The organism is Methanobacterium sp. (genome assembly GCF_016217785.1).
In the GTDB taxonomy this organism is placed as follows: Archaea; Methanobacteriota; Methanobacteria; order Methanobacteriales; family Methanobacteriaceae; genus Methanobacterium.
Genome location: NZ_JACRGA010000008.1, coordinates 86,083 through 112,827, shown reverse-complemented (window position 1 = coordinate 112,827; position 26,745 = coordinate 86,083). Strand labels below are relative to the sequence as shown.

The window sequence follows — 26,745 nt, the reverse complement described above, 5'->3', positions numbered from 1 at the left end:
GTACACGCCTCCGGTTACTTTTACACCGGAGCAGATTGTTGCTGCGGCTGTAGTGTTACAAAACACCATTGAAACAACCAAATCTATACCTAACACTGTTACTGTTAATGGGATTACCGTTTACACTGCGCAATTCCTGCACCTAGCCACACAAGCCACCAACCAACTAAAAAACAACAATAATAACCCTATTTTACTACAAAATGATGATAAACCGGGGTTCAGTGAAGAATCACTTCGCACTGGCACTATGACTATGGCAGATTATTTGGATTTCGCTCAGAGAATCGCTAATCATATGAATGAGAATCATCAGGCACCACCTTATGGATTTATTGGATTGGGGAAAATTGGATATCAATCACAGGTCTATTTATTTGCACGAATTTTGAGCATCTACAATAGTACGGGAAGTTTACCTTCCTTTGTAACGGTGAAACCTTTCACTTCCTCGAATATTCCGATATTGTACACGCCTCCGGTTACTTTTACACCGGAGCAGATTGTTACTGCTGCTGTAGCGTTACAAAACACCATTGAAACAACCAAATCTATACCAAATACTGTTACTGTTAATGGAGTCACTGTTTACACTGCTCAGTTCCTGCATTTAGCTACGCAGGCTACTGTGCAATTAAAGAATAAGAGTAGTAATCCTATTTTGTTGCAGAATGATGATAAACCAGGATACACTGAAGAATCACTCCGCACTGGTACCCTGACCCTGGCGGATTATGTTGATTTCGCACAAAGAATCACCAACCACATGAATGACAATCATCAGGCACCACCTTACGGCTTTATCGGATTGGGAAAAATCAGTTATCAATCACAGGTCTATCTATTCACACGAGTTCTAACTATCTACAACAGCACTGGGAGTCTACCAGTACATGTAACCATGAAACCATGGAGCGCTAGCAACATTCCAATAGTATACACCCCTCCCGCCTCATTCACCTCGGATCAGATTGTTAATGCTTCCGTCGAGCTAAAAAATACAATAGAAACAACTAAAACATTACCTGGCACAGTAGTTGTGGGTGGAATCACTGTTTCCACGGCACAGTTTTTGCATTTAGCAGTACAAGCTATATCTCAGTTGAATGGTGATAGTAGCAGTAGTCCGATTGAGTTGCAGGATGATAGTGCTCCAAGTTACAGTGAAGAATCATTAAGCTCAGGTAGTTTAAGTCAGGCAAGTTATGTGGACTTTGCAGAGCGTATTAATGGTTATATGAACGATAATCATCAGGCACCACCATATGGCTGGATAGGCCTCGGTAAAATCAGTTATAAGTCGCAAGTTTATCTGTTTAGCCGCGTGTTGAGTGCCTACAAGTCTTCTGATACGTTGCCGGGTTCTATTACTGTCACGTCTTGGTCTGCTCAAAATATACCCATATTGGAACCTTGAAGTCTTTTAACCAAAGATGAATTATAGCTGGGCACCGGAATCGTCAGCTATAATTCCAACTATATCTTATTTCGCATACATAGATTCCATTAACTAATAATTGATTTAGCTATTTTCGAGTAAATATAAGTTAGAATTCATTTTTTTAATCATTTGGGGGGGTTATTTAAATAAGAATATTTACTTCGTTATTCGTATATATTACGAAGTAGCTATTCAATTAGTCTTTTTTTAAATTAACCTTAAATTAAAAAAATAAGAAGATGATTCTGTTGTTGAAGCTAAACTCCATTTTCCAGGCATCAATTGTATTTTAATCAACTAATATATTGGAATAATTGTACTTAAGTGAAACTTTAAAACCAGATTCATCCCCTAATCAATCCGAACAGTTCGCATTCGCCCCGGAATAACCATTAGATATATAAGGCTGCAAGATCAATACTGGTTCTGTTAATAGGAGATCTTTTTTATGGCCCGGTTTTATAACATACGTGATTTTCTCGATGATGAGAGTGTTGAAAGATTTATTAATGAGCTTATCGAGGAAAACATGGAATATTTAAGGACTAAATACAGACAGATCGTGCATACAGCAAATAAATCTAGAAATAGAGTTTAAATAGGATTTAAAAGTGAATTACTAAATTTTCACATTTTATTTAGAATTTTATTGTATTTTTATTCATTAAAACCTTCAATTTAAGTTGATTTAGGTATTGGGGTTTTCCTGGATTGGCTTCATTTTTTATTTTTAACTCTACCATTATTGGAATATTAAATAAACATAAAAAATAGAGAGGGGAATTTTCCCATTCTAACTACTTTAAACTTCTATTCTTTTCCTGATTCTTCCTGTGGCAGGCTTTCATCCTCAGCCATGGCCAACAAAATGGTATCAGACATGTGGACATCGTAGTAGTCAAAATTACGCATGAAGTCCTTCAGGTACTGACTTCCATTATCGGTTAGGAGGAAATATTCATCTTCCAATGCCAGGAGTTCCAGCTCCTTCAGGGGACCAGTCATTTTTTCCCAGTCTCCTTCAAAATCATGAACCTCAGAACAGGTTGCATTAAGCTCTGAAAGTACAGGAATGTAATTTTTGGGGTTGAATGCCTGTTCTAGTGATGCAATGATCTCTTTCTGGGTTTTACGATCACCAGTCCACAGTATGTAGAGTATCCAATTCTGGAAGGCTCTGATCTTGTTATCCTCCCAGCACTCCTCCATAGGGAGTTTGTACTGGGAATAATCTTCTTCTTCTCCTTTACGGGCTGAAATAGCTTCTCGGAGTAAGTCCACAGCATCTTTGAATATTCCAATAGAGATGAATAATGCTATAAGAGAGTCTACAAAGAAAATTCCCTGTAACGTGAAAACTGCACCGGCAATAACGGAAAAACCTATGAATATATGGTTTTTAGAATCCACTGACTGGGAGATAAGGGTTAGATTGGAATCCACCTTTCCCACGTAGCGCTGGTAATAGAATAAGAAGACTGCTGCCATGATAGCTATTCCTTCTACTGCTATAGCCAGATATGGCATACCCATGGGGGTCAGTGTCCCATAAAAGGCGCTTATAAGATGAGTAACAGAATCATAACCAATGCTGAGTGAGGCAAAGAATAGTCCGAATATCACCAGGAGAGTTGAGAGAGTTTCCCGGTGGTATTTGATTCCCAGCCATACCATGAATGCAGAAATTGTGTCCATGGTGGCATCGGTACCATCGGCAGTCAGCCCCACACTTCCACTGACGAGCCCTGATCCTAATTTCATTACAGCCAAAAAGCCGTCTAATACTGTAGTATTTTTGGCTGCTGCATCTACTTTAAAGAAATCCTTCCGCACCAGAGATGCCTTCCTTTCCATATTTTCAACGAATTGTAGGGCTTCTTTCTCGCCCTCTCCAGTCAGGGTATAACGTCCATCATCCAGCTTCACCCAGCCATAATCAATAAGTTTTGCACATTCATCTTCAGTCTTACCCACTCTTTTATCCTTTCTTTCATCTTCTAACTCAGACCTCAGATGGGATAAGGTGAAAAAAAGCCTTTCCATTAGTGGTTCCCCTTTTTCAGGTACTTGCTGGTACCAGATGAGGGATAAAAATAGGATAGTCTTATCATCCAGTTCCTCCAGTGTGAGTGGACCTTCCTTGAGAAGTGCCATCATCAGGAACCGGTCATATCCCAGGATGTTTTTATCAGTTTTCATAATTTACCTCAATTTTTTTCCTTTTAAATTATTTTATTCAATTATCTTCTTTAATTATAATGTATAACTCTGCTATAAACTTAATTGTCTCAGTATCTTTAGAAGGAGGTGGCGGATGAGCCTTAACTCCATTTCAAAGAGGTTAATGATAAAATGTTAACTTAATAATCCCTTTTCAGGGGATTAAAAAATATATGAATTTAATTTTTTTTTTATCCTGTTTTGAGGGAGATAATGGATAATACAACTTTTTGGACTTTTTTAAAATGCAATAGTAATGGTTGTAATATTTAAATGATTGGGAGTGTTGTGTGCTCATCATCAACTATAAAAGACCGTCTTACCAATAGGGATATAGATAAAGGAGTGTTTTTTTACATGGTGAAGCTAGTCAAATCTGCGGTCAAGTGCTATAAGAAAAAGACCAAAAAAACAGTGGGAGGCCAGAGGAAGACCTATGAATACAACCAGTATCTGGTGCCCCTGAAAAGATCAGATAACCTGGATTGCAGCATGGAAGTGTTCATCGTACCCCAGGAGGATCTGGCAGATTTGGTGGATGAAAACGGCGAACTCAAGGATCTTTCCAGTAACAAAGATGAATACGAAAGCAAGCTCGACCAGTATGAAGCTGATTTTGCCGACCTGGAATGGAAACACAGTAAACTGTCCAGAACCTATAAAGAATTATTCAGCAAACATAATAAAACCCGCAAAAAGGAGAAGGAACTGGAAGATAAGATCAAAACCCTGGAAAGTGATAGGCGAAAACTGATCAGTGCCTTGAAAGTGGAAAGAAGAGCTACTGAAAAACTTAAAATGGAACAACAGCCAGTGAACAAAACATCTCCTGCCACAAATGTTACCGTTAAATCGGATCAAATTAAATTAAATAACGAAAATATTAAAAATAAGGATGTAAATGAGGATAAAGAGGATAAGGATATTTGGACAGTTCTCAGAAGCCGCCTTACCAAGAAAGAGGAAGAAAAAGAAGAGTAACCTTATTGATTACTTTTCAAATACCCTACCCTTAACTTATTATTCTTAAGTTTTTAATATTCATTTAAGTAATTAACTATCCCTTATCTATCATATCAATTAATTTTTACACAAGTTTCAAAAACACGATTAAAGTTTTTTAAAATAAAATTAAGTTTCAAGAAACGTTTAAGTTCCCCTAATATGCGTAAATCTCCTAACGGAATCAAATTCCAAAAAAAACAACTTAATAATATATTAATGGTGGTTTTATGCCCAAAACCAAATCTAAACCCCATCCTGAAATATCGCAGGTTATGATCATTGATGGGTGCAACAACTTCCCCATCAGCTGGCTGAATAAACAGGGATACTGTGAGTACAGCATATACTTGGAGAATGTTAAGGGTATTGATGTAAAACCCACCAGAAACATGGTGGTAGGGACCCAGGAACACACCCGGTTAGAGATGGAATTCCAGAAGGATGCAGAGCCAGCCACCTTTGAAGAGATGCTTGAAACTTCCAAGACTGCAGAACTCTTATCCCGGGAACTCCCGGTCATTTCATCCCGTTATGGTATCCGCGGATACATTGATGAAGTGTGGATGACTCCTGATGAATTCATAATCATTGATGATAAACCTGGAAAGAGAGCCTTTTCCTCATCCATCAACCAGGTTTTCGGATACTGCCTGGCCTTCCAGGATATGGTTAAGGATGAAAGGAGGATCGTTGGTGCCCTAAGGGAGCGAGGAACTGATAACATATTCTGGTCAGCATACTTCGATGGAAAGGCGGAACAAGACATAGTATCATTAATTAATCGTGTTCAGAACCTTTTGGTTGGGAAAACGGATTTTATACCCACTAATAATCCTAGGAAATGCCGAAGCTGCCGTTTGAAGATAAAATGCGATAAAAAAGCCAGGCCAGGGTCACTTTAAACAATCTGATCCACTTTAAATAAAATGTAGATAACTTTAAATATCACCTCCGCCTAAAAGGAGAATGCTGCAACTGCGGCCTTTTTTAATGTTTAGTCCCGTGGGGTAGTGGTAATCCTGCTGGTCTTTGGAACCGGCGACGGCGGTTCGACTCCGCTCGGGACTATTTTTATTCTAAAGGAAAATCACATTCTTTTAAAGGGTGATCACATGGAAAACATTCTTCTGGTGGGTGTAAACACCCGTGCCGTGGCCTGCTCCCTTAAAAAGTTAGGATATACAGTTTACTCTTCTGATTATTTTGGAACAATGGATCTAAGATCCTGTGCAGATAGGGTGCAATCGGTTTTGGATCAAAAACCAGAAAGTTCCTGTGGTAAGTTCACTCAGCGCTTCAACCCCCAGCTAATCAGGGATATGGCCCTGGAAATGGTTGATGATGCATATGGGATAATTTGCTGCGCAGGTTCCTCTCCTACTTGGTTCCCTTCCCATAAAATCATTGGAAACCGTGATATTGGTGGTGTTGAAGATAAATTTTCCCTATACCAAAAGCTTAAAAAACATTTCCGTGTTCCAGAAACATACCTCCCTGCTGATATTCATGAAGCTGTAGAAATTGTCAGTAATGCACCTGGAAAAAAATTTATTTTAAAACCCCAATCAGGAGCGGGTGGTTACGGGGTGAGAATTCTGGAAGATAAAAATATTGGACTTTTGAATGATAAGAATATTGGACTTTTGAAAAACATTGATCTAGGGCTTTTAAAGGATATGGATCCTGAAAAAGACCCTACAAATATTATCCGAGAACTTTCATCTGATGAGTGTATACTGCAGGAGTTTGTTGATGGTGAAAATATCAGTGCATCAGTTCTATCCACCGAGGATGAAGCCAGGACTATACTCACCAGTACCCAGATAATCGGTGATACCAAGTTGGGGCAAATGGAACCTTTTGGATACTGTGGGAACACCGTTCCCTACATTGGTGATATGGAAATCTCCGAACTTGCCCAAAAAGTGGTGACTCATCTATCCCTAATTGGCTCTAATGGGGTGGATTTCATGGCCAGAAATGGGGAACTATATGTTATTGAAGTTAACCCCCGACTACAGGGAACATTTGAATGTGCAGAACTATCACTGGGTATGAACATGGCTGAAGCCCACCTTGAGGCATGCCAGGGACACCTGGTAGAAGTTCCAGCTCCCCATAGATTTGCAGTTAAGATGGTGGTCCATGCACTGCAATCATCAACAGTGGGTAATCTAAACTTCCCAGGAGTTTGTGACCTACCCCGTCCTGGAGTTATAATAGAAAGAGGAGAACCCCTGGTCACAGTTTTAAGTTCAGGACAATTAAGGGAAGATGTAATATATACGGCCCGAAAACTGGTTGGTAAGGTTTACAACTCGGTGAAGGTTGAAAATCAATGAATTCTTATTAAAATTTTGTTGAATTTAATGATTAAATTAATTTGAAATATTTCGTTTAGATTGTAACTAAAAATAGATTAGATTTATTAAAATTTTTTTTATCCACCTAAATCATCTAAATACAACTGCTAGGATGAAGATGATTGTTCCGATTACAATGAGAACTGTAACCATAATTTCGGCACCAAAAACTAACATGGATACTTTGGCCATTTTATCCGGGTCTTTCTTTATTTCTTCCCAATCAAAATCGTATAAAAAGTCTAAATTGAATGATTTCAATTTTTTCCATATATTTCTGAATCCCATGCTTAAATTCATCCCTTTAATTTGTTTTATTGTTTAATCAAATTCAAATTTTTATGGTTAGTTTCAATTAAATCAGTTATTATTATTAAATTTAAGTTCCAACATCACCTGACCAGAAATATGTACTGTGAAGTGGTGGGTAACTCTCTCCTAACTAACTTTATGTCCCCTCTGTAAATATAGATTTCCTCACCACAATCTTCCTTCTTTAGAATCTGGCAAACTATTCTGCATTCTTGCTCTCCTTTTATACGAGACCCGCTCATTTGGGAACTTATTTCAATATACAGTGGTAATTTTAATCTCCCCCATGATTCTTCTGGAATTAATGATGCGATTTTATAAAGTTCATTTTTCTTAAAACGATGACGGGATCCGTCTGTACCCAGCACATGGGGTTTTTCCTCCCCTAAAAGCTCCTTTAAGGTTTTTCTCTTCCGGGGAAGATGACGGTTTAATACCATTATCTGCTTTTTTAAGAGCCTATCATCCCGGTTTCCATCTCCTCTTTCCATAGTTAAGAATATATCTGGGTGGAATATAATATTTAGTAGGATTGTTTGTAGGTAGTAGAATTGTTGAGAAATTGTTGCAGTATTATTGGACTCATTGAAACTTTGATGGATGGATGTGATATGGATGGACATCGATATTGAACAGTGCCGGGAAAATGATAAGATCAAAGATATTATCAGCAAAAGTGGACTTCCCATTAAACATATTAAACTCTTACTTCGCTTATCTGACACCATCTACATAAATGGCATTAACTACAACGTGATGGTGGAGGGTGAACATGTTCTGATACTTCTCATTTCATCAAAACCCGATAATGAGACCGGTGTCTTCAATACTTACTCCCTCACCAATGTGCTTTACAAGCTTCGGGAAATGGAAAAAGAACATGATGACCTGGAAACCCGATGTGAAGTTGAAGATAATCTTTTTAAGATACTGGTGAATATAAATCTTTAAATTAAGATACTAGTGGATTTAACTCTTAAATTAAGATACTAGTGGATTTAACCCTTATGCTACTCCCACCTTGCAGAGAAATTCATTTTAAAGGTACCATTAGATGAGAATAAAAGATTACCATATCGCTATTGATGAAATCTCCACTATTGACCTGGAAGCTGATTCTATTGCTGATTCCAGACGGATTTTAGCTGAACTCAATGAAAGAGAGATGATCTTAAAGGAACTTAAAAAAAGCATCCGGAAGGACATCAAAAACATGGAAATTGATTTTTTAGAAAGGAAACGGAAGATCAATAGAGATTATGCTGGAGGCAGATCACCGGGCATTGTTTCGAAGGTTAGGGGAAAATCAAAGGTCAAAGAACTGAAGAAACTGGAAAAACAACGTAATGAGGCCCTTGAATCTTATTATGATGTTAAGTATATAATAGATGATCTATTAATCCAGATTGATGATGCCAAAGAACCACTTAATAGTTATATTAAAAAGAAATTGTTTGGAGTTTAAAAGATCCTTTTTAGGGGTTAATTATATTTAATTTATTTTTCAATATTTCCATTAACAAATTAAAAACTTAAACCTTATATTTTATATTTAAATTTTAAAAATATCACTAAGCTCTTTTTAAGGTTTAAACTTAAATAATTATTTAAATTATAATTATTCTGTTTTAGAAATAGGCTTTTAAAATAAAAATAATAAAAAAAAATATGAGATAATTTTAAGGTGCTATTTACTTCTCTTGCAAACTAAGGATTAAAAGTTCAGTTCCACGGGTAGAAGTATTAGAATACCTAATAAATCATCTTTTTCCACTTGGTAGTCCAGTGCAGCTGCAAAAAGTGCATGGTCTGCTGTTCGTTCCATGCTTATGGGGAGGTAGGTTTCTTCACCAACTGCCATGGTGTGTCCGTACTTGTTGGTACCGTAGGCGCTGATGAAGCAGATATGGTTAGCATTGATGTCGATCTTTTTGATCTGGATGGGTTTGGTTTCCCCTGCCTTGAATTCCTTCTCTTCAGCGGCAATTATTGCCCTGACTTTTCCGGAGACATTACCTATCTCGAAGTCAATGGCGGGTTTGGCATGTTTTTTTTGCTCTTTTTTAACCTGGTCCAGTCGGGTTATTATTCTAACCATTAAAGGGCCTCCTCAGCTTCTTCCATGGTCTTTTTGATCATCTTCAAGCGTACAAAGTTCTCCCTTTCCATTTCTTCTAAACGCATTTCAATGTACTTGACGGTGTTCTCCAGTCGGGGAATGATGATGTGTTCCAGGGCGTTCACACGCCTTTTGGTTGATTCAATCTCACCAGCCAGTAACATGATGGTCTTTTCGATTTCTCCCAGTTCAATGATGAGCTGGATGGATTCCTCGAATTTTTTGGCAGCATCATCCAGTTTAACTGAGGTGTCCATGAATCCGTAACCACGTTCCACAATGGTCCTCTGGGAAATTTGGGACTCTATTACCGGTACCACCACTCCCATAACACTCCTGGAGTCGATGTCCACATCAACTGATTCAGTGACGGACATGGCAGCTTTCTTAACAGACAGATCACCCATCATTACCTGGGCTGCTGTTAAGTCCTGGTAGGCTTCCTGGAGTTTCTCGGAAACTTCATCCCGGGATCCTTTCACCCTTTCCAGGATGTTGAAAAACTCCATTATCAGGGCATTTCGTTTCTCTTTGAGGAGACTGTGCCCTTTGACTGCGAGTTTTTCACGCTGTTTTAGTTTTAGAAGCTCCATCCGGGTTGGATTGATGCCTTCTATCATTTCTTGTGCCATTTTATCCCTCTTTTATCCCTCCTAAAAAAATAGGATGGGGGTTATTTATGGTCAGGGTGGTATTTGGGAATGTGTTCTGCCCGTACCCTCTTAAGCTCTGCTTCGGGTAGTAAGCTCATTAACTCCCAACCGAGGTCCAGGGTTTCCTGGATGGACCTGTCTTCGTCCCTGCTCTGGGTTATGAATTTACCTTCAAAACCATCGGCAAAGGCCAGGAATTTACGGTCACGCTCGGTAAGAGCTTCTTCACCAACCACAGCCATCAGGTCACGCAGGTCACGTCCTTCAGCGTATGCTGAGTAAAGCTGGTCAGACACACCGCTGTGATCTTCACGGGTTTGCCCTTCACCAATTCCACCACTCATAAGTCGTGATAGTGATGGTAACACATCTACTGGTGGGTAAATACCTTTACGGTGTAAGTCCCTGCTTAAAACGATCTGTCCTTCAGTGATGTAACCGGTTAAATCTGGAATAGGGTGAGTAATATCGTCCTGAGGCATCACCAGAATAGGCATCTGGGTGATGGAACCCTCTTTACCAGTTATACGTCCTGCCCTCTCATAAAGACTGGAAAGGTCAGTGTACATGTAACCAGGGTAACCCCTACGTCCAGGTACTTCGTCACGAGCAGCTGAGATTTCTCTTAAAGCTTCTGCATAGTTGGTCATATCAGTTAGTATAACCAGTACGTGCATATCATGTTCGAAGGCGAAGTATTCAGCAGTAGTTAATGCCATACGTGGGGTGATGATCCTTTCGATTGCTGGGTCGTCAGCCAGGTTCATGAACACAGTCACACGTTCTAAGGCTCCGGTTCTCTCGAAATCACGCATGAAGTAGTTTGCTTCTTCGTGGGTGATACCCATTGCTGCGAATATAACTGCAAACTCTGATTCTTCAGCTAACACCTTGGCCTGTCTTGCGATCTGGGCGGCTAGCTCGTTGTGAGGTAAACCGGATCCAGAAAAGATTGGCAGTTTCTGTCCACGTACCAGGGTGTTCATTCCGTCGATGGTGGATATACCAGTCTGGATGAATTCTGCGGGGAACTCCCTGGCAGATGGGTTCATAGGGCTTCCGTTGATGTCCAGTTCCTTTTCAGGAATGATTTCTGGTCCGCCATCAATGGGGTTTCCAGTACCACCGAATATTCGTCCGAGCATGTCCGGTGAAACTCCTATACGAGCGGTTTCTCCGGTGAATCGTACTTTGGTGGTGGATGTGTTGAGGTCGTCGGTTCCTTCGAAAACCTGAACTACAGCAACATCTCTTTTAACTTCCAGAACCTGTCCTCTTCTCATGTCACCGTTTGGTGTTTCTATGTCCACTATTTCATTGTAGGCAACACCTTCAACACCTTCAACAATCATGAGGGGACCAGCCACTTCTCTGACTGTGGTATATTCTCTGGTTTTGATATTGGCGTTCATTTTCACACCTCACTCGTCTGTTTAACTATTTTATCCTGGATATCTTTGATCTGTGTGTCAAATTCATCTTCTGGGATGAACTTCATCCTTCCGATTTCTTCTTTGACTGGTAGATCAGTTAGATCAGCTGCTGATGCTCCACGTTCCAAGGCGGCGGTGGCCTGTTCCTGGAAGATGATAATAGTTTTGAGTAGTTGGTATTGTTTGGTTGGGGAACAGTAAGTGTCCACTTCGTGGTATGCGTTCTGTTGCAGGAAATCTTCCCGTATCATACGGGTACTTTCCAGAGTGATCCTTTCCCGGTCAGGCAGTGCATCCGGTCCTACCAGTTGCACGATCTCCTGAAGTTCGGATTCTTTCTGGAGTAGGGCCATGGCTTCGTCCCTGGTTGCTCTCCAGTCTGCGCCCACAGTGGTTTCCCACCAGTCTTCCACACTGTCCACGTATAATGAGTAGCTCTGTAGCCAGTCTATGGATGGGAAGTGACGTTTATCTGCTAGGGATGCGTCCAGTGCCCAGAAAACTTTACATATACGCAGGGTGTTCTGTGTAACAGGTTCTGATAAGTCCCCACCAGGTGGTGATACTGCACCAACTACACTTACTGATGCGACTTTGCTTTCAGTTCCCACGGTGTTAACTCGTCCTGCTCGTTCATAAAACTGTGCTAGACGTGATGCCAAGTATGCAGGGTATCCTTCTTCACCAGGCATTTCTTCCAGTCGTCCGGAGATTTCCCTCATGGCCTCTGCCCACCTGGAGGTGGAGTCTGCCATTAGAGCCACATCGTAGCCCTGGTCACGGAAGTACTCTGCTATGGTTATACCGGTGTACACACAGGCTTCCCTGGCTGCCACTGGCATGTTGGATGTGTTAGCAATAAGTACAGTTCGGTCCATTAATGGTTTACCGGTTTTAGGGTCTTCGAGTTCTGGGAATTCTTTTAGAACCTCAGTCATCTCGTTACCCCTTTCACCACATCCTACGTAGACGATGATGTCTGCGTCGGCCCATTTAGCCAGCTGCTGCTGGGTAACAGTCTTACCTGATCCGAATGGTCCTGGTATGGCTGCGGTTCCACCTTTAGCCACAGGGAAGAAAGTGTCCTGTGCCCTCTGACCTGTTACCAGTGGTATGTCTGGGTCTAACTTGTCCTTGTAAGGTCGACCAACCCTGACCGGCCATTTTTGCATCATCTGCACTTTAACTGGGCCTTTAGGAGTTTCCACTTCTGCGATATCATCTATCACGGTGTACTGGCCTTCACCAACGATACTTTTAAGGGTACCGCTGACTCTTGGGGGGACCATTATTTTCTGGACTACTGCAGAGGTTTCCTGCACTTCACCCAGAATGTCTCCACCTTTAACTTCACTGCCAGCTGTGGCTATGGGTTTGAAGGTCCATTTTTTATCTTTAGGTAGTGAGGGTACATCCACACCCCTTTCAATGTAATCTCCCACAGCAAGTTTAATGGTTTCCAGTGGTCTCTGTATACCGTCAAATATAGAACCGATAATTCCAGGTCCCAATTCCACGGATAATGGGCCTCCTGTACTTTCTACTACTTCTCCGGGTTTCATACCGGCTGTTTCTTCATAAACCTGGATGGTGGCGGTGTCGCCTTCAAGTTCGATGATTTCACCGATGAGCTTGTCTTCACCTACTTTTACCATCTCATGCATCTGGGTCCCTCTCATACCGTCTGCGGTTATAACAGGACCCGCTATCTTTATTATCTTTCCTTCGAGAGTCATTCTACCATCTCAACCCCGATTACTCGTTTTATAAGCTCTCTGATTGGGTCTGATTCCCGATCTACTGAGCCTTTTTTATCTGGAATTTCAATTATCATAGGCAGTGCACTTTCACTGCTTATCTTATCTATCATTTCTCTGAAATTATCGCCTATTTCTTCAGTGGTTATAATAATAGAGTACTCCTTGGTTAGTTCCTTCAGTTTATCTCCTGCTTCGTCCATATTGCTGACTGGAAATCCATCCTTGATTCCTCCCAGCATGAAACCGGTGACGGTGTCAGGATCTGCCATTACTGCTATTTTTGAACTCATACTAACATCTCCTTAATCATAGCAGGGGTGAATCCTTCTTCGCGTTTACCACGGACAATGATTTTCAGGTTTTTGATTTCCTTTTCCTTTCTGCTTAAAAATCCAATCATGGGTCCGATTCCGAACTGATTCTTTAAAGATATCTTTTTGGCGGTTTCGGTCACATTATTATCCAGTGCACTTTCAAATGCGTCAATGGAGCCTGTTTCGTTGTAGGTAGCCATGGCTTCTGCTAATATTGGAGCATAGTCTGTTCCTTCCAGACCACTTACCACACCGGCAACATCTTCTGCTTCCATGAGATCTTTAAGTTTCCATTCTCGTATCTGGTAACCGTCACTGATCATGTAAGGTTCGATATCCTCGAATTTTAATCCATCCACTTTGGCCCTTAAGATGATTTTGAGGTTGGTTCCATCAACGATGTTTCCCACATAAGTCTTTAGATAGGATGTGTTGTCATCTTCAGGGGTGGTTACACTTCTGAGAAGGTTTTCCAGGAGATACTTGTCCAGGGAAGCTTCCAGTGGTAGTATCATTCCTGTTTCCTGGTAAGTGGGAATGGCATCTTCAAGGATAGGGGTGTATTCTGTTCCTTCCAGGGCACTTAACACTTCATTTACATTGTCAGCGTCTATAAGTGTGTCCAGTTTATCGGCAAGATCACCGAATGGAACCACTAGGTCTAGGGTTTCTTCGTGACTTAACCCTGCTTCTTTAGCGATTATTATACTTTTTATGTTTTTTATGTCCCATTTTTTCAGGAGAAACTTGAAAGCATCTCTGCTGTTTTCAGGGGTTATCCTTGCTACTAAATCGTAGTTTTCAGCAAGCTGGGTGTCCAGAGCCTTTTCCAGGGGGTACTGATCAATGTATTTTGCGTAATCTGGGAATCCTCGGAGGTAGTTTTTAACTTCTTCAATGTTCGCAGCCTCAATGATTTCCTGAAACTGTTTTTCATTGAATATCCTTCCTATTCTGGCCCTTACACGTGCATTGGGATATGTGTATGGAAACATGCTCAGAACGGGTCGGATGGTTGCTATAACTACGATTGCTCCGAAGATGGCCAGTACTAGAATTACTGCTGCTAAAAAAGATTCAATAGAGGGAAATCCCAGTCCAGTGACTAATGAAGTAATGTCCTCTGCCATGTGAAATCTCCCCTATTTGAACAGTATCCCGGCAACTTCAGATCTTAGAGATTTTTTGAATCTTAACATCCTTGCTTCGATGGTGTTGTTAACCTCTATATCACCATTTTTGGTTTTTAGAATAGCTCCGCCAATGGTGTTGATGTTTGTTCCCATCTCCAGTTTAGTAGGGTTACCTGTTTGATTGCTGATACTTTTTTCAATGGTGGGTAGGTTACCTTTTATTTTGGCCACATCGCTTTCTTTAACGAAGACCAGGAGATCACCTCCCCCAATTTCTGCACCAGCTTCTTTGATTACTTTTTCAAGAGATGCTTTGTATTCAGCTGCATCTGAAGAAGCTATTTCCTTAAGCTTTTCTTCTGCTTTTTTGAATGCTTCTTCAATTACTTCTTCTCGAGCCTCAAGTTCCATTCTCCTAGAGTTCATCTTAGCTTCTGAGATAATCTGCTGATACCTCATTTTTGCCTGTTTTTCGGCGTTTTCTAAGATTTTCTCTTTTTCAGCTGTTGCTTGTGCTTCACCTTCAGAGAGAATGGATTCATTTTCCTTTTCAGCTTCCGCTAATATGGATTCTGCTTTTATCTGGGCATCAGACATTATACTTGAGACTATCTTATCTGTCCCGGCGCTCATCTTTATCATCCTGCCAGAATTCCACCGAATACCATGAGGAGTATAGCAATCAGGAACCCGTAAATAGCCTGGGTTTCTGGTAGGGCGGTGAATATGATACCTCTGGCAAACATGTCTTCGTTTTCAACTACTGCTCCTACTGCTGAGGATGCGGTTATACCCTGACCCATACCAGAACCAAGACCGGCGAATCCTATTGCGGCTCCTGCACCTATTGCCACCAGACCTAATGATGCGGGTAGTGCTTTATTAGCCATAATTGTGAAAACCATAAGCAGTATAGCAATTAGAAATCCGTAAATAGCCTGAGTTTCGGGCAGTGCAGTGAAGATAATACCTCTAGCGAACATATCTTCATCTTCTGCCACAGCACCCACACTTCCTGCTGCTGCTATTCCCTGACCTAAACCTGATCCTAATCCTGCGAAACCGACGGCTAATCCAGCGCCGATTGCTGCTAATGCTGTTCCTAAAGCGACTTCTACCATGTTATTTTCCTCCTATATTCGTAAACTTTCTTTTGGCACGGAAAGCCTTGAATTTCTGACTTCCGCCTATGTAAAACTGAGCGAAAAACTCAACGTAATGCAAACGTAATGCATTTATGAACGCACCTAGTGTCTGGAAGGAAAGGTTTGCGATCTGTCCTCCAATAAATACTATTGGTGCGATTATTATTCCAATCAGAGGGATCATTTCACCACAAATTCCAGCTAATATATTCACTGTCATTGCGATCCCACCGGTGGAAAGTGCCAGTGCCAGTAGTCTGGCGTATGATAAGACATTTCCCAGGAAACCGGACAAATCCATAATTCCAAACAGGCCGTTGAAATAAACCAGCATGATTAAGCTTAATACTAAGACGCCTATTCCGGCGTACATTAATATTCCTCCTCCAAATAAGAGGTATCCTAATGCCAGTAATACAATACCTGCTTCCAGGATAAACCACACAATTTGAGCTCCTAACGCTTCTTTAGTGTCTCCTCGGACTATATTGTTGTATGCTCCAATTGCTAAACCCAGGTTTAAATGTATAATACCCACAGCTAATGCGACTATGAGGATGTTTTCTGGGTGTGCGAAGGAGTTTATGGAGGGAATGGTGGTTGGAATGGCCATAGTTGGATCTCCCCAGATAAACCGGGGTATAAAGTCTCCTATGAAACTGTTGGTAACCAGTCCCAGTATTACAGCCCATACTCCACAGGCAACCATAATCAGACCAAGGTTGGCCATGGTTTTACTGTTTCTTCCCAGTCCCCGGAATATAATGTAACCCACAAGGGCATCGACTATACCATAACCGGATTCTGTGAGACAGAAACCGAAGAAAAATGGGAATACGATTGCCATGAGGATAGTGGGGTCAATCTCCCGATAGTTTGGGGGAGAATACATGTGCACAAACATTTCATAGGGTTTGGCAAATTTGGGGTTATCCAGTTGAACAGGGATTTCATCCTTTTCCACATCAGGGTCAGCAACATCCACAATGGAATGACCTTCAGTTGATGTGTCGATGGTTAAAAGAGTCTTTTTGAGTTTTTTCTCGGGCACCCATCCTTCAAACAAAACAGTTTTTTCAGTTTCACCAAAGGAAGAAAACACTTCGTTGCGTTGTTTTTCGATTTCTAACTCTTCTTTAAGAGCTCTGAGTTTTTCAAACCATTCAGCAGATATGTCTGCTAGATCATTTAAAACAGATTCTTTTTCCAGGGCTATAGATTCCAGTTCAGATTCTGATTTCTGGATTATATCCCCTGGTTTACCGGAAAGACCTGAAAATTCAAATCTTTCAAACTCCATCTTACGCAACTGACTTAGAACTTCTTCGGTGTGTTTTTTCACAGTTACGATGACCAGTATTTTAAATCCTTTCAATTCACTTTCCTGGTCAAAAACTATAATTTCGTCGGTTAAATCCTTCAGACTACCAATGAAATCATCATAGTATCCTGAGGATATTTTTCCCGCAATAAAAGAGACATAATTAGATTCTTCCAGAAGACCAAGATCAACATCAAAATTCGAAAGACTTCCAGCAACTTTAAGGGCATTATCAAGTTCAGTTTTCCTAGAGTCGAGCTGGTTTATTTTTTCTTCCTTGGGTTTAGTTTGAGATTCAACTTTTCCCAGGATTTTTTCGGCTTTTTGAATTAGTTCTTCAACATCCAGAGCTTCTACTTCTACTTTAAGAATGGGTGGTGGGTTTATGAAACCCTTAACCAAGGGTAAAATTCCCTTCTCTTTCTTGGCCATTGATTTTAGAAAATCAACAGTTCCTGAGGTTTTCATCAAAAGGGAAGAAATTTTACCGGTAAAAGGAGAGGCGCTGGAGGGCTTTAAGATTTGTCTCCATTCTGCGTCCTGTTGTATGCGCTCGGATATATCCTCGATCTGGACTAAAGCTTCTTCGTGAAGTGAACTCACTGCAGAATCAGCGTACTTGTCCAGGGTGATTATCCTGAGCTTTTTCATCCTTGCCGGTTTGAACATGGTTCTCACACTATAATATGCTTTTTACAATGACTTCAGCAGCTTCATCAACCATACCGGTAGCTTTTGTTTTTGTTATCTCTACTTTTTCAGTGGTTTGATTGTTTATTTGATATGCTTCCTTTTTGGCGTTAGTTTCGGCTTCAAAAGTGATCTTTTCAGCATCACTATTGGCCGCTTCTTTGGCCTTTTCTATGGTTTCTTTTGATTTAGATTTGGCTTCTTGGACCATTTCAGAAGACTTGGCTTCTGTGTCCTCTATTAGTTTATTGGCATCACTTTCAGCCTTTTTTATCGTTGTAATCGCTTCCGACATCGTTGTCATTTAAATCACCCTAATATGACCATGATAAACGGAAATCTATTAAGGCTTATATTTATCTTTTGCTATTTAATTTTCGAAGTATGAAAAAGAGTATGAGACTTATTTAGAAGTATGTAGTTCTGCTCTATCTGTATCAATATTTCTGGATTCTGAACCATTATAATAGATGTCATCAACTTCAACAAACTTTCTAAAAGGAGTTTCAGCGGATTTTTCTTCGTGGATATGGGATACAATGGCTGGAACTCTTCCTATCATGAATATGCCCGTCCCTAATTTCCAGTCAAAACCCATGTCAGATAGTATTCCGGAATTGGCACCATCTATATTCATACGGATGCCTTTCATTTCCAGGAGTAGATTTTCAATGGAAACGGCTAATTCGGTGTGGATTCCGAAACACCCATATTTTTTAGCGGTTTTAATGAGTTTTGTGGGTCTAGGATCTTCATGGTGGAAACGATGACCAAATCCTGGTATTTTTTTTCCTTTTTCCAGATAGTGTTCCACTGTTTGCATTGCAACATCTTTTAAATCAGATCTTGATGCAGGAGGTCCTTCCGAATCAATACCTTTTTTGATCAATCCCTGTAACATGCACATAGAACGTTCCAGAGCGCCTGCGTGATGTTTTCCAAATGAGGAAAGTCCTCCTGAAACGCAGGTGTTCATATGGGCCCCTGTGGATGCCATAATCCTGGCAACCTGGGTGCTGGGAGGGGTTACTCCATGATCACAGAATGAGACTAAAACAGCTTCTAACATTTTTGCCTGTTTTTCATGGGGGAGTTCTCCTTTTAGAAGCAAATAAACCATTTCAGGGAATGAAATGTTTCCTATCAAATCTTCCTGGGGATATCCTCGGGTGATTATGCGGTTAGGTTCCACCTTGGTAATGGAGGTTCTCCATTTGGGCTTGGTAAGCTTTAATAAATTTTCCACAGTCTCTCTTCCAATTGCCATTTTCCTCACTCCAGTGCATTTTGTGAAAGATAAATAGATGATTTTCTTGGTTCAACACAACAACAGGGACGCATGCAAACGATACGAACTCCACTGGCCCTTTGTGGTCCTACTTTCACCATTGCCCCCAGGGCGGTGACTGAACCCCCCAGACCAAGGGCACCAACATTGGTATGATTCAAGGAATCAGTTATCTTTTTTTCAATTTTTGATTGATGATTGAGGTTCCCGTAGGCCATTGCCTTTAGCATCAGTGTTGAAGCCTCATAATGGGTTCTCCCAATGCCCAGTGCCGGGATGCATGGTGTGCACCCCAACTTAGGAATCTCTGATCTCATCCATGTCAGCGCTTCCTTAAAAAGGTTTCCATGATCCCGCTGGTGAAAAACACGATAAGTATGACTCCTTATCTCTGGACCGCCACCTAACATCAACACATGGATTTTAAGACCATCTCCATCCATTGTATCCACCAAAACAGATGGAGGTATTACTTTTCCGGGGTCATTGAAAAGCCCTTTGCTCTGTTCAATTCGTTCTATATCATTCCCTGAAACTGCCATTGGTCTTCCAGGGAGTTTTTTAAGACCCAAAGCCACACCATCATTTATTTGGTTAAATAAATCTGGAGAAAACTGCGTATTAATTCCTAATTCCACGAGTACATGGGGAATTCCAGTGTCGTCACACAGGGGAACTTTATTACTGCTGGCTATTTGTTCATTTTCCAGGAGCAACTTTAGAACCCAGCGGGCATTATCATTTCCCTCCTTTTCAATTGCCCTTTGGTAGGCTTGAATCTGGTCATCTCTGAATGTGGTACTGGCCTCTATCACTGCATCTTTAACCAAGTCTTTGATTTTTTTGGACATAAATGGCTCCTAAGCAGGGATTAATCTCTTGATTTGAATTTTTTTATGAGCTATTAAATAATATTTGATTGAATCAATATTTCGAAATTGAGTAAAAATCTAAATTTGAATATGATAATGATGGGGATAATAAAATATAACTGGATTTATCCTTTGATTTTCTACTCGGGTATGGCCATATCTTTGACCCCTTTTTTGGATATAACTGCTCCTGGATAAAAGCGGTTGATCATGCTTTGGACCAGCAAAACCTGCCTTGCTCTTTCACCTGCTTCTTTTCGGGTGGTATCGTATCCATGATGGGCTGCAACTGCTCCACCTGTTTTAAGATACACTGGACAGGCTTTTTTAATAATTTCAGGTGCTTCGTAATGTCTGATGAAACCTCCCGAAGATTTGGGGTTTTCGGTGTGAATATCCAGAGAGATGTCAATGGATTGTCTTATGGCAGCCAGCATTGCTATCTGCAGATCCCGCACCGGGTTAAATGAATCAGCCCCAATAGTTTCCACAAGACGCGCAGAGGCAGGGTTTCCATGACCACAGTGGGCTGAAACCTTGAAGTGCACACTGGTGGGCAATTCTCCTTCTTCGCGCATTTTACCCAGAACCCACAGGAGACCCTCATCGTAGACCACTATTCCCCTCACACCAAGATCCACAGCCCGTTTAACGTCTTCAATGGCGTAGGTGAGGTTATCGTAACCTCTGAGCCTGTATCCTATCCGCGCACCTTCCTTGGTCCGGGCCGAGGCACTGGTGTCATAGGGAGCGCGGGGACCAACACTTAAAAAGAGTTCCATCCGGGCATCACGGGCTAGATCTGCCATTTCCAGGATTTCATTGTCAGTTAAGAGCATTATCCCCTTGGTCTGGGTCACCCTGTGCACCATAATCTCGTACATGTCCAGAGCTTCCAGAAGACCCTCCAGAGCTCCGGGTTTCTGGATCCCAGGAACTTCAAAACGATACTGGGCACCATCTGGAAACCTTTTCGTTGAATCTGGTAAATTATCAGCTGGTTTAATGATTCCAATCTTATTCAAAAAGTTATGAGTGTCCATATCATAACACCTCTTCTCTACATTATTTTCTTAACATCATAATGGTTAATTTTCTTCAAATTATTATCATAAAGTTGATATCTTCAAATATTTCATTAAATATCTCCATTTCAACAAATATTTCATTATTTACTTTCATTATCTCCACTCAATAATTTTATACCCAATTATTACAGTAATCATAAGGATTACGGTATGGTATGATTGCAGAATATTATTTAAACCCCTGATTAAGGGTACTCATTAATTCGTTTATGTGTATATATTCCAAGTCATCCAGAGTTTTTAAAATATTCACATCCACTTGCGGATTAAGGTTGCTGAATTTATTTAAGAGTTCATCCTTGGTGAATGGATTTTCAGGTTCTCCTTTAGCCAGATCAATTCTTTCGGTGTAAATGCGGTCTGTGGTTTTTATGGTTACCTTTGATGGCCTTTTTTGAGGGTAAAGATGGTTCAAATTTTTATCACATTTAATCTGGATTTTCCTGGAAACTTCACTAGTTCCATCATCAGGGTTGACACGTTCCATATCTTCACTATTCAAATTTCCTCTCATAACAGCCAGGGCCAAACTCACTGGCAAACTCTGCCGGATTCCTTCTACAGTTTGGGGATGGTACTCATTATGGCGCGCTGCAATTTCATAGGTTTTGACAGTTATATCCTGAATATCAGCGATTTTAATATTTTTATTTTTCATAAGATTAATGGTAACATCCAGTGAGGAGTGTAAATGCCTGCAGACAGGATATTTTTTGAAATAAACCCTGAGGATTTCAAATTCTTCAGGAGAGTACTTTCCAGAGCCAGATTTCTGAAGAAGATTTGTTTCTTCTTTTAAATCGCCCATGGTCTGGAATAGTCCTTCTTTTCCCTCGATAATGGTGTGGGCTCCAGTGAAGCCCTTCTTTGCCAGTAATGCGGATAAAACCCCAGATTGGGCGGCTTTCCCTGCGTGGAGGTGTTTTGCCATGCTGCCTGAATGATCCGACTCCAATAACCCTGCTGCCTGGGTCCCGGCCAGTCCCAGTGCATTTAATATTTCTTTTTCATCCAGATCTATTATTTTTGATGCTGCAGCTGCAGCTCCCAGAGTACCACAGGTACCTGTGCTGTGGAAACCTTTCTGGCGGTGACCTGGATTTAAAAACATCCCCATCTGGATAGAAACCTGATATCCTACCACCATGGCAGTAATGAATTTTTCTCCGGATTTTTCACAGGATTCGGATAAAGCTAGTGCTGCAGGAATTATACAGGCACCAGGGTGAAGCTGGGCCAGACGATGACCATCATCTAAATCCAGACAATGGGCAGAAACCCCGTTGACTAGCGCCGCATCCATGGGGGTGGCAGTATCTCCGCCGATGACAGTGGAATCGCCTCCGGCACTGATGATCTCTCTCACAATTCCTGCGCTTTCACTACGGCACCCTTTAAGGGAAACCCCTAAAAAATCAAGGAAGCAAAGCTTGGCCTGGTCTACCACTTTTTCTGGAAGGTCCTGGTAACTGGCAGAAGCAATGAATTCTGCAAGGTCTCTGGTAATCATTTTTTTAGTCTGTAAATTGGTTATAAACTGTAAATTGATTATTATTGGTTATATGAAATTTTCGATGGTTAATAGTTACTGACAATATTTTATTTTCATTAATTTACATTATTTTAAGGGTTTTTTCATATATATCCCTTAATTTAGTATCCTATTAATGGGAGTATCAATTTCTAACTAATGGTTTACTCAAATGTCTCCGTGCAGAGGGTGGAACCTCATAAAAACCTTTTTTTATCTTCCTTTCAACTTCCCTTCTTTTTTTAATTTCTCCATATTCTGGGGGGGCTCCACGTATCTTACTACCGCACCGGGGACATTTATATCCTTTATTTTTACCTGCAGATTTCATACGCTTCCCACATTCACAGAGGGGATTCAGATATTCATATAAAGTGGATAGATCTGTGATTTTGATCTTTTCCACATTGAGGGTTCCCTTATTTCCAATTCCACCGTAGACCACCAATTGGTCTCCCGGGGCCAGATGACGAACCACATCACGGAACCCTTTGGTAGGTTCATATGCCGCACATTCAACCTCTCCTGATTCATCTTCCAGGGTGAAAATAACGTGTCCACCTTCAATAACCACAGGCGGACTTTTAACAGTCCCCCGGACGATGTAGCACTGGAACTGGTTCATCTGGGAAATGGCATCTACTTTTTGCAGGTGCATATCCGTGTGTTGGTTGGTTAAAAACACCCTGAAGGATTCCACTGGTTCAGATACCTTCACCAGTTTGTGGGCTTCCTCCACTGCAGCCCGGGTTTCCCCTCTAATCCCGTAAAGAACAGGGCAGGGGGTATGTGGTGTTATAGCCATGTAACCATCGTCTATGTTGTCAAATGTAGCAGGGTATGTTTTTCGGTCCATTTCCAGGACAGATTCTGGGTCAACCCTCCTTTTAGTACCGTAATTTGCAGGGTCGCGGTAGGCCAGTAATTCATAGGTTGCATCAGTCAGGGGGCAGCCAATGGCTGCCAGGGATCCAATTATTCCCCTTCCCTTTTTGAACTTGAATATCTCTGCCCCTACCTTCTCTGCTAACTTCTCGGCTTCTTCTTGGGTTACAATAGTTCTAATGGTTCTCCACGCATAATCCTGAAGTTCGGGAGTTATTTCACCTTCATAAAATACCATTCCTGGATTGGTTTTAGGGTCTTCCATTACTGCCAGTTCTTCCACCATCTTCAGAATAAGATTCTTGGCCGTTTTAACTTCTTTTTTTGATTTTAAAACTAGTTTGAATGATACTGCTCCGTTTCCCCTGGTTTTATGGGGTGCGAATGGATTAAGGCGTATCAGACGTGGCGGACCATCAACTCTAAAACCACAAGCTTTAAGTCGGTCCATTATCACACAACATATATATGTGGTGCACATTCCACTAACAGAGTCTGTGTCATCCATACCTACATAGATATTATACAAATCAGAATTCATATCAACATTATTCATATCAAATATCACCGGGGTGTTTTTTTCATGTCGAACATGCCCTTACATAGAGATCATGTAATTATTGAGATCAACGAGCTTTTATCCAAGCATGGTTTTGACACTTCTAATATATATGATCGAAGTTGTTTTGATCTGGTGGCCCGAAGGGAACTACTTCTACTTTTAATGAAAGTACTGGTTAACGTGGATGGGTTCAGCGCAGCCCACGCTCATGAAATAAAAAGAGTAGCGCGCACATTCTTTGCTTCACCCCTCTTAATCGGCCTTAAATCTAAGAATGAGGCTTTGGAAGAAGACGTGGTATATGAACGCCATGGAATACCAGTGATTGCACCTTCAACTCTGCGAAATATAGTGGTGGAAGAAATTTATCCGGAGATATTTGCTGATCGGGGTGGATATTACGTTCAGATTGATGGTCAGGTTATTAAACAGATGAGGGAGCAGCAGAACCTGTCACTGAAAGATCTGGCTGATAGAGCTCATGTGTCCAGGGAAACTATCTATAAATATGAGACCGGCAGGGTACGGGCACAACCCGACACCGCATTTTTACTGGAAAGCATCCTTGACATGAGGATCACTCTTTCAGTTAACTTATTTGCGGTTCCTGAGGATGAAGATGCTGCAGAAGTTAAAAAAGGCGAACCCCGAGAACTGGTTGATCTGGGTTTTGGAGTTATCAACACCAACCGAACCCCTTTCGATGCACTGGCCCAGGCTGAAGCAACTTCCAAAAAGGCAGAACCACTACTGACCGATCTTGAAAAAAATAGAAATCAGAAAGTGCTAAACAAGATGGCCACCAATCTGAAGGATCTTTCTGATGTTATTGGCACTGATGCAGTCTTTATACTGGAAAATAAGAAGGATACTGAATGTATCGATGGAGTACCAGTGGTTCACAGTTGGGAAATTGGTGAAATGAAAAACCCTGCTGAATTTTTAAAGATGCTGGCAGAAAGACGGGAATGTAATTAACTATTACAATATTATTAATTTTAGACATTAATATTTAATTTTAGATATTAGTGGGATAATCAACGTTTAAACAGCTTAGAAAAAGATTCATCTGCCTCTTTCTCGGAAGCTATTCCCAGAGTTACCATATCTATGTAATCTGCTGTTTTAAGATAATCAAAGGCATCATCTGGTGTCATTATTCCCGCAGCAAGCACGTGCATGGCAATAATGGTCTTATCCATTTTCAGGATCATTTCTCTGAATTGGGCTCTTTCATCAGGACCGTAGGTATCACAGTCCATTAAATATCCCAGACGGTTAAGGGGGACCATGTAAAGCTTGAAATCATTTAGCACAGGTGAATCCAGTAGTTTTCGGGTGGTGTTGAATGGGAATTGGGTTATCAGGCCCGGCACAGATCCGGTATCTCTGATGATATCCAGCTTTTCTCCTATTAAGTCCCAATCTGTCTGGTCGGTAATCACCGGGTCAATCAGCATGGCTTTGGCATCCAGATCAGATAATATGGATATATCCTCATCTTCTGATTCGGGGCGGATGGTGGCTATGATATCCATGGAAAAACCGTTATCACGTGCTATTTGCAGTGCTTCTATCACTGGTGGGTGGGGTATCAGTTGGATTCCCCGCACTCCCATCTGGTAAGATCTAGCCATAACTCTGGCCATTGCCTCTGGGTTCCGGTAGAGATCCAGGAGGTACAGTCGGGCCCGGTGGCCGAAGTGAGATGCTCCAATAAAAGGAGATGTCCCCAGTAAAGTACGGGGAATCTTCTTTCCATCTATTTCAAGGTAACCTTCTAACATTTAAATCTGTTTTATTTTAATTTTTTGCAGGGGTTTTATTATGGTTTGCAAGTAGGGGTTGTTCTATTCAACTTTGTGGGCCACAACTGCGGTTCCGAAAACCAGGATCTCCTGCATCACATCAGAAATATCGTTGGAATCATAACGTGCGCTGATTATGGCATTGGCCCCCATGGCTTTAGCATGATCAATGGCTCGGGTCATGGCTTCATCCCTGGTTTCCTCCATCATACTCACGTACTCCTTAATTTCTCCTCCAAACATGGAGCGTATCCCGGCACCTATCTGCCCTCCAACACCTCTGCTGCGAACTGTAAGGCCGTACACAAAACCTTTAGTTTCTGTAATCTCATATCCTGGTATGTAATTCGAGCTCACAATAACATATTCATCCACTGAGACCATGATCTAAACCTCCTAACACATCACAATTTCGAGTTTAAGAAAATCGGTTCCAGAAATTTCAATTCAAGGAACATTTCAAAAGTTCATTGTATAAATCATAGTGATTCTAAGATATATATTTATGCGCTTTAGAAGCTTAAATCTTTAAAATCCACTTTAAAACCAGGGGCATATGTTTAAATTAACTAATACTTGTTTTGATAATTTTTATAATCATTTAAAGTTAAAAAAACATTTATAATAAACTAAATTTATAATCTTCTTACTAAAATAGTGAATATTTAAAAAATATTTATTATTATTGGTTTTTTTAGTATAGAAAATATTATAAAAATTTTGTATAATCTTTTTGCGAATTCACAACAGATTTAAATCTACATTCATACCTAATAAATAATTGAACGATAATTGAAATTGC

26 protein-coding genes, 1 tRNA gene and 1 pseudogene are annotated in these 26,745 nt (G+C 40.8%); 8 read left to right on the top strand and 20 right to left on the bottom strand.

Features of this window, described 5'->3' with window-relative positions:
- A pseudogene (locus tag HY987_RS04230) lies at positions 1–1,417 on the top strand (hypothetical protein); the annotation flags it as partial.
- A gap of 834 nt (positions 1,418–2,251) precedes the next feature.
- Here HY987_RS04230 and HY987_RS04225 read toward each other — a convergent pair.
- A complete protein-coding gene (locus HY987_RS04225) occupies positions 2,252–3,640 on the bottom strand; it encodes a cation transporter (RefSeq protein ID WP_292755970.1) in 1,389 nt (462 codons plus the stop codon).
- Between the two features lie 294 nt (positions 3,641–3,934).
- Between HY987_RS04225 and HY987_RS04220 the strand changes: the two genes are divergently transcribed.
- The 4 genes from HY987_RS04220 (at position 3,935) to HY987_RS04205 (ending at position 7,008) form a co-directional block, all read left to right on the top strand.
- A complete protein-coding gene (locus HY987_RS04220) occupies positions 3,935–4,642 on the top strand; it encodes a hypothetical protein (protein ID WP_292755969.1) in 708 nt (235 codons plus the stop codon).
- 251 nt (positions 4,643–4,893) lie between these two features.
- Entirely contained in the window at positions 4,894–5,568 is a 675-nt protein-coding gene (locus tag HY987_RS04215) for a CRISPR-associated protein Cas4 (RefSeq protein WP_292755968.1), read from the top strand.
- 94 nt (positions 5,569–5,662) lie between these two features.
- Positions 5,663–5,734 (top strand) — tRNA-Gln (locus HY987_RS04210).
- Between the two features lie 44 nt (positions 5,735–5,778).
- A complete protein-coding gene (locus tag HY987_RS04205) occupies positions 5,779–7,008 on the top strand; it encodes an ATP-grasp domain-containing protein (RefSeq protein WP_292755967.1) in 1,230 nt (409 codons plus the stop codon).
- 111 nt (positions 7,009–7,119) lie between these two features.
- Here HY987_RS04205 and HY987_RS04200 read toward each other — a convergent pair whose 3' ends face one another.
- Positions 7,120–7,317, bottom strand: a complete 198-nt coding sequence (locus HY987_RS04200; RefSeq protein WP_292755966.1) for a hypothetical protein — start codon at positions 7,315–7,317, stop codon at positions 7,120–7,122.
- A 104-nt stretch (positions 7,318–7,421) separates the two neighbouring features.
- A complete protein-coding gene (locus HY987_RS04195; protein ID WP_367146875.1) occupies positions 7,422–7,964 on the bottom strand; it encodes a DUF61 family protein in 543 nt (180 codons plus the stop codon).
- Here HY987_RS04195 and HY987_RS04190 point away from each other — a divergent pair.
- The gene (locus HY987_RS04190; protein WP_292755965.1) at positions 7,957–8,292 is read left to right on the top strand and encodes a hypothetical protein; all 336 of its coding nucleotides are present in this window, start codon (positions 7,957–7,959) and stop codon (positions 8,290–8,292) included. The genes HY987_RS04195 and HY987_RS04190 overlap by 8 nt on opposite strands.
- A 103-nt stretch (positions 8,293–8,395) precedes the next feature.
- Positions 8,396–8,806 carry a hypothetical protein gene (locus HY987_RS04185; protein ID WP_292755964.1) on the top strand — a complete coding sequence of 137 codons (411 nt, stop codon included), beginning with the start codon at positions 8,396–8,398 and terminating at the stop codon, positions 8,804–8,806.
- 249 nt (positions 8,807–9,055) lie between these two features.
- On the opposite strand, the gene HY987_RS04180 is transcribed toward HY987_RS04185, so the two are convergent.
- The 15 genes from HY987_RS04180 to HY987_RS04110 all read right to left on the bottom strand — a co-directional run bounded on the left by HY987_RS04180 (position 9,056) and on the right by HY987_RS04110 (position 24,129).
- Entirely contained in the window at positions 9,056–9,439 is a 384-nt protein-coding gene (locus tag HY987_RS04180) for a DUF22 domain-containing protein (RefSeq protein WP_292755963.1), read from the bottom strand.
- Positions 9,439–10,092 (bottom strand): V-type ATP synthase subunit D, encoded by a 654-nt coding sequence (locus HY987_RS04175; protein WP_292755962.1) that lies wholly within the window; start codon positions 10,090–10,092, stop codon positions 9,439–9,441. The genes HY987_RS04180 and HY987_RS04175 overlap by 1 nt, the downstream gene beginning before the upstream one ends.
- Positions 10,093–10,133: 41 nt before the next feature.
- Entirely contained in the window at positions 10,134–11,525 is a 1,392-nt protein-coding gene (locus tag HY987_RS04170; protein ID WP_292755961.1) for an ATP synthase subunit B, read from the bottom strand.
- A 2-nt stretch (positions 11,526–11,527) separates the two neighbouring features.
- Positions 11,528–13,282: an ATP synthase subunit A gene (locus tag HY987_RS04165; RefSeq protein WP_292755960.1), complete on the bottom strand. Its 1,755-nt coding sequence runs from the start codon at positions 13,280–13,282 to the stop codon at positions 11,528–11,530.
- Positions 13,279–13,596: a V-type ATP synthase subunit F gene (locus tag HY987_RS04160; RefSeq protein ID WP_292755959.1), complete on the bottom strand. Its 318-nt coding sequence runs from the start codon at positions 13,594–13,596 to the stop codon at positions 13,279–13,281. The genes HY987_RS04165 and HY987_RS04160 overlap by 4 nt, the downstream gene beginning before the upstream one ends.
- The gene (locus HY987_RS04155) at positions 13,593–14,750 is read right to left on the bottom strand and encodes a V-type ATP synthase subunit C (RefSeq protein ID WP_292755958.1); all 1,158 of its coding nucleotides are present in this window, start codon (positions 14,748–14,750) and stop codon (positions 13,593–13,595) included. The genes HY987_RS04160 and HY987_RS04155 overlap by 4 nt, the downstream gene beginning before the upstream one ends.
- 12 nt (positions 14,751–14,762) lie before the next feature.
- Positions 14,763–15,386, bottom strand: a complete 624-nt coding sequence (locus tag HY987_RS04150; RefSeq protein ID WP_292755975.1) for a V-type proton ATPase subunit E — start codon at positions 15,384–15,386, stop codon at positions 14,763–14,765.
- Positions 15,387–15,391: 5 nt separating this feature from the next.
- The gene (locus tag HY987_RS04145) at positions 15,392–15,874 is read right to left on the bottom strand and encodes an ATP synthase subunit K (RefSeq protein ID WP_048072398.1); all 483 of its coding nucleotides are present in this window, start codon (positions 15,872–15,874) and stop codon (positions 15,392–15,394) included.
- A gap of 1 nt (position 15,875) precedes the next feature.
- The gene (locus HY987_RS04140) at positions 15,876–17,888 is read right to left on the bottom strand and encodes a V-type ATP synthase subunit I (protein WP_292755957.1); all 2,013 of its coding nucleotides are present in this window, start codon (positions 17,886–17,888) and stop codon (positions 15,876–15,878) included.
- 10 nt (positions 17,889–17,898) lie between these two features.
- Complete coding sequence (locus HY987_RS04135; RefSeq protein WP_292755956.1) at positions 17,899–18,213, bottom strand: V-type ATP synthase subunit H; 315 nt, start codon at positions 18,211–18,213, stop codon at positions 17,899–17,901.
- 99 nt (positions 18,214–18,312) lie between these two features.
- The gene (locus tag HY987_RS04130; RefSeq protein WP_292755955.1) at positions 18,313–19,176 is read right to left on the bottom strand and encodes a citryl-CoA lyase; all 864 of its coding nucleotides are present in this window, start codon (positions 19,174–19,176) and stop codon (positions 18,313–18,315) included.
- Positions 19,177–19,181: 5 nt separating this feature from the next.
- Entirely contained in the window at positions 19,182–20,048 is an 867-nt protein-coding gene (locus tag HY987_RS04125; RefSeq protein ID WP_292755954.1) for a fumarate hydratase, read from the bottom strand.
- Positions 20,049–20,209: 161 nt separating this feature from the next.
- On the bottom strand, positions 20,210–21,112 hold the full coding sequence (locus tag HY987_RS04120; protein WP_292755953.1) for a peptidase: 903 nt from the start codon (positions 21,110–21,112) through the stop codon (positions 20,210–20,212).
- A gap of 214 nt (positions 21,113–21,326) precedes the next feature.
- A complete protein-coding gene (locus tag HY987_RS04115; protein ID WP_292755952.1) occupies positions 21,327–22,667 on the bottom strand; it encodes an MmgE/PrpD family protein in 1,341 nt (446 codons plus the stop codon).
- A gap of 166 nt (positions 22,668–22,833) precedes the next feature.
- A complete protein-coding gene (locus HY987_RS04110; protein WP_292755951.1) occupies positions 22,834–24,129 on the bottom strand; it encodes a tRNA(Ile)(2)-agmatinylcytidine synthase in 1,296 nt (431 codons plus the stop codon).
- A gap of 27 nt (positions 24,130–24,156) precedes the next feature.
- Here HY987_RS04110 and HY987_RS04105 point away from each other — a divergent pair, with 27 nt between their 5' ends.
- The gene (locus tag HY987_RS04105) at positions 24,157–25,113 is read left to right on the top strand and encodes a transcriptional regulator (RefSeq protein WP_292755950.1); all 957 of its coding nucleotides are present in this window, start codon (positions 24,157–24,159) and stop codon (positions 25,111–25,113) included.
- Between the two features lie 59 nt (positions 25,114–25,172).
- Here the strand turns inward: HY987_RS04105 and HY987_RS04100 are convergent, their stop codons facing one another.
- Entirely contained in the window at positions 25,173–25,922 is a 750-nt protein-coding gene (locus tag HY987_RS04100; RefSeq protein ID WP_292755949.1) for a hypothetical protein, read from the bottom strand.
- 63 nt (positions 25,923–25,985) lie between these two features.
- Entirely contained in the window at positions 25,986–26,327 is a 342-nt protein-coding gene (locus HY987_RS04095) for a heavy metal-binding domain-containing protein (RefSeq protein ID WP_292755948.1), read from the bottom strand.
- Between the last annotated feature and the right edge of the window lie 418 nt (positions 26,328–26,745).

Bases quoted from the DNA above. Each gene is read 5' to 3' on its own strand.
- HY987_RS04195 (WP_367146875.1), bottom strand. From the start codon at position 7,964: ATGTCCATCCATATCACATCCATCCATCAAAGTTTCAATGAGTCCAAT.
- HY987_RS04110 (WP_292755951.1), bottom strand. From the start codon at position 24,129: ATGAATAATGTTGATATGAATTCTGATTTGTATAATATCTATGTAGGT.
- HY987_RS04175 (WP_292755962.1), bottom strand. From the start codon at position 10,092: ATGGCACAAGAAATGATAGAAGGCATCAATCCAACCCGGATGGAGCTT.
- HY987_RS04205 (WP_292755967.1), top strand. From the start codon at position 5,779: ATGGAAAACATTCTTCTGGTGGGTGTAAACACCCGTGCCGTGGCCTGC.
- HY987_RS04145 (WP_048072398.1), bottom strand. From the start codon at position 15,874: ATGGTAGAAGTCGCTTTAGGAACAGCATTAGCAGCAATCGGCGCTGGA.
- HY987_RS04220 (WP_292755969.1), top strand. From the start codon at position 3,935: ATGATTGGGAGTGTTGTGTGCTCATCATCAACTATAAAAGACCGTCTT.
- HY987_RS04160 (WP_292755959.1), bottom strand. From the start codon at position 13,596: ATGAGTTCAAAAATAGCAGTAATGGCAGATCCTGACACCGTCACCGGT.
- HY987_RS04095 (WP_292755948.1), bottom strand. From the start codon at position 26,327: ATGGTCTCAGTGGATGAATATGTTATTGTGAGCTCGAATTACATACCA.
- HY987_RS04200 (WP_292755966.1), bottom strand. From the start codon at position 7,317: ATGGGATTCAGAAATATATGGAAAAAATTGAAATCATTCAATTTAGAC.
- HY987_RS04130 (WP_292755955.1), bottom strand. From the start codon at position 19,176: ATGGCAATTGGAAGAGAGACTGTGGAAAATTTATTAAAGCTTACCAAG.
- HY987_RS04125 (WP_292755954.1), bottom strand. From the start codon at position 20,048: ATGTCCAAAAAAATCAAAGACTTGGTTAAAGATGCAGTGATAGAGGCC.
- HY987_RS04215 (WP_292755968.1), top strand. From the start codon at position 4,894: ATGCCCAAAACCAAATCTAAACCCCATCCTGAAATATCGCAGGTTATG.
- HY987_RS04185 (WP_292755964.1), top strand. From the start codon at position 8,396: ATGAGAATAAAAGATTACCATATCGCTATTGATGAAATCTCCACTATT.
- HY987_RS04105 (WP_292755950.1), top strand. From the start codon at position 24,157: ATGTCGAACATGCCCTTACATAGAGATCATGTAATTATTGAGATCAAC.
- HY987_RS04120 (WP_292755953.1), bottom strand. From the start codon at position 21,112: ATGGACACTCATAACTTTTTGAATAAGATTGGAATCATTAAACCAGCT.
- HY987_RS04150 (WP_292755975.1), bottom strand. From the start codon at position 15,386: ATGAGCGCCGGGACAGATAAGATAGTCTCAAGTATAATGTCTGATGCC.
- HY987_RS04190 (WP_292755965.1), top strand. From the start codon at position 7,957: ATGGACATCGATATTGAACAGTGCCGGGAAAATGATAAGATCAAAGAT.
- HY987_RS04170 (WP_292755961.1), bottom strand. From the start codon at position 11,525: ATGAACGCCAATATCAAAACCAGAGAATATACCACAGTCAGAGAAGTG.
- HY987_RS04100 (WP_292755949.1), bottom strand. From the start codon at position 25,922: ATGTTAGAAGGTTACCTTGAAATAGATGGAAAGAAGATTCCCCGTACT.
- HY987_RS04225 (WP_292755970.1), bottom strand. From the start codon at position 3,640: ATGAAAACTGATAAAAACATCCTGGGATATGACCGGTTCCTGATGATG.
- HY987_RS04115 (WP_292755952.1), bottom strand. From the start codon at position 22,667: ATGATTACCAGAGACCTTGCAGAATTCATTGCTTCTGCCAGTTACCAG.
- HY987_RS04165 (WP_292755960.1), bottom strand. From the start codon at position 13,282: ATGACTCTCGAAGGAAAGATAATAAAGATAGCGGGTCCTGTTATAACC.
- HY987_RS04135 (WP_292755956.1), bottom strand. From the start codon at position 18,213: ATGACAACGATGTCGGAAGCGATTACAACGATAAAAAAGGCTGAAAGT.
- HY987_RS04155 (WP_292755958.1), bottom strand. From the start codon at position 14,750: ATGGCAGAGGACATTACTTCATTAGTCACTGGACTGGGATTTCCCTCT.
- HY987_RS04140 (WP_292755957.1), bottom strand. From the start codon at position 17,888: ATGTTCAAACCGGCAAGGATGAAAAAGCTCAGGATAATCACCCTGGAC.
- HY987_RS04180 (WP_292755963.1), bottom strand. From the start codon at position 9,439: ATGGTTAGAATAATAACCCGACTGGACCAGGTTAAAAAAGAGCAAAAA.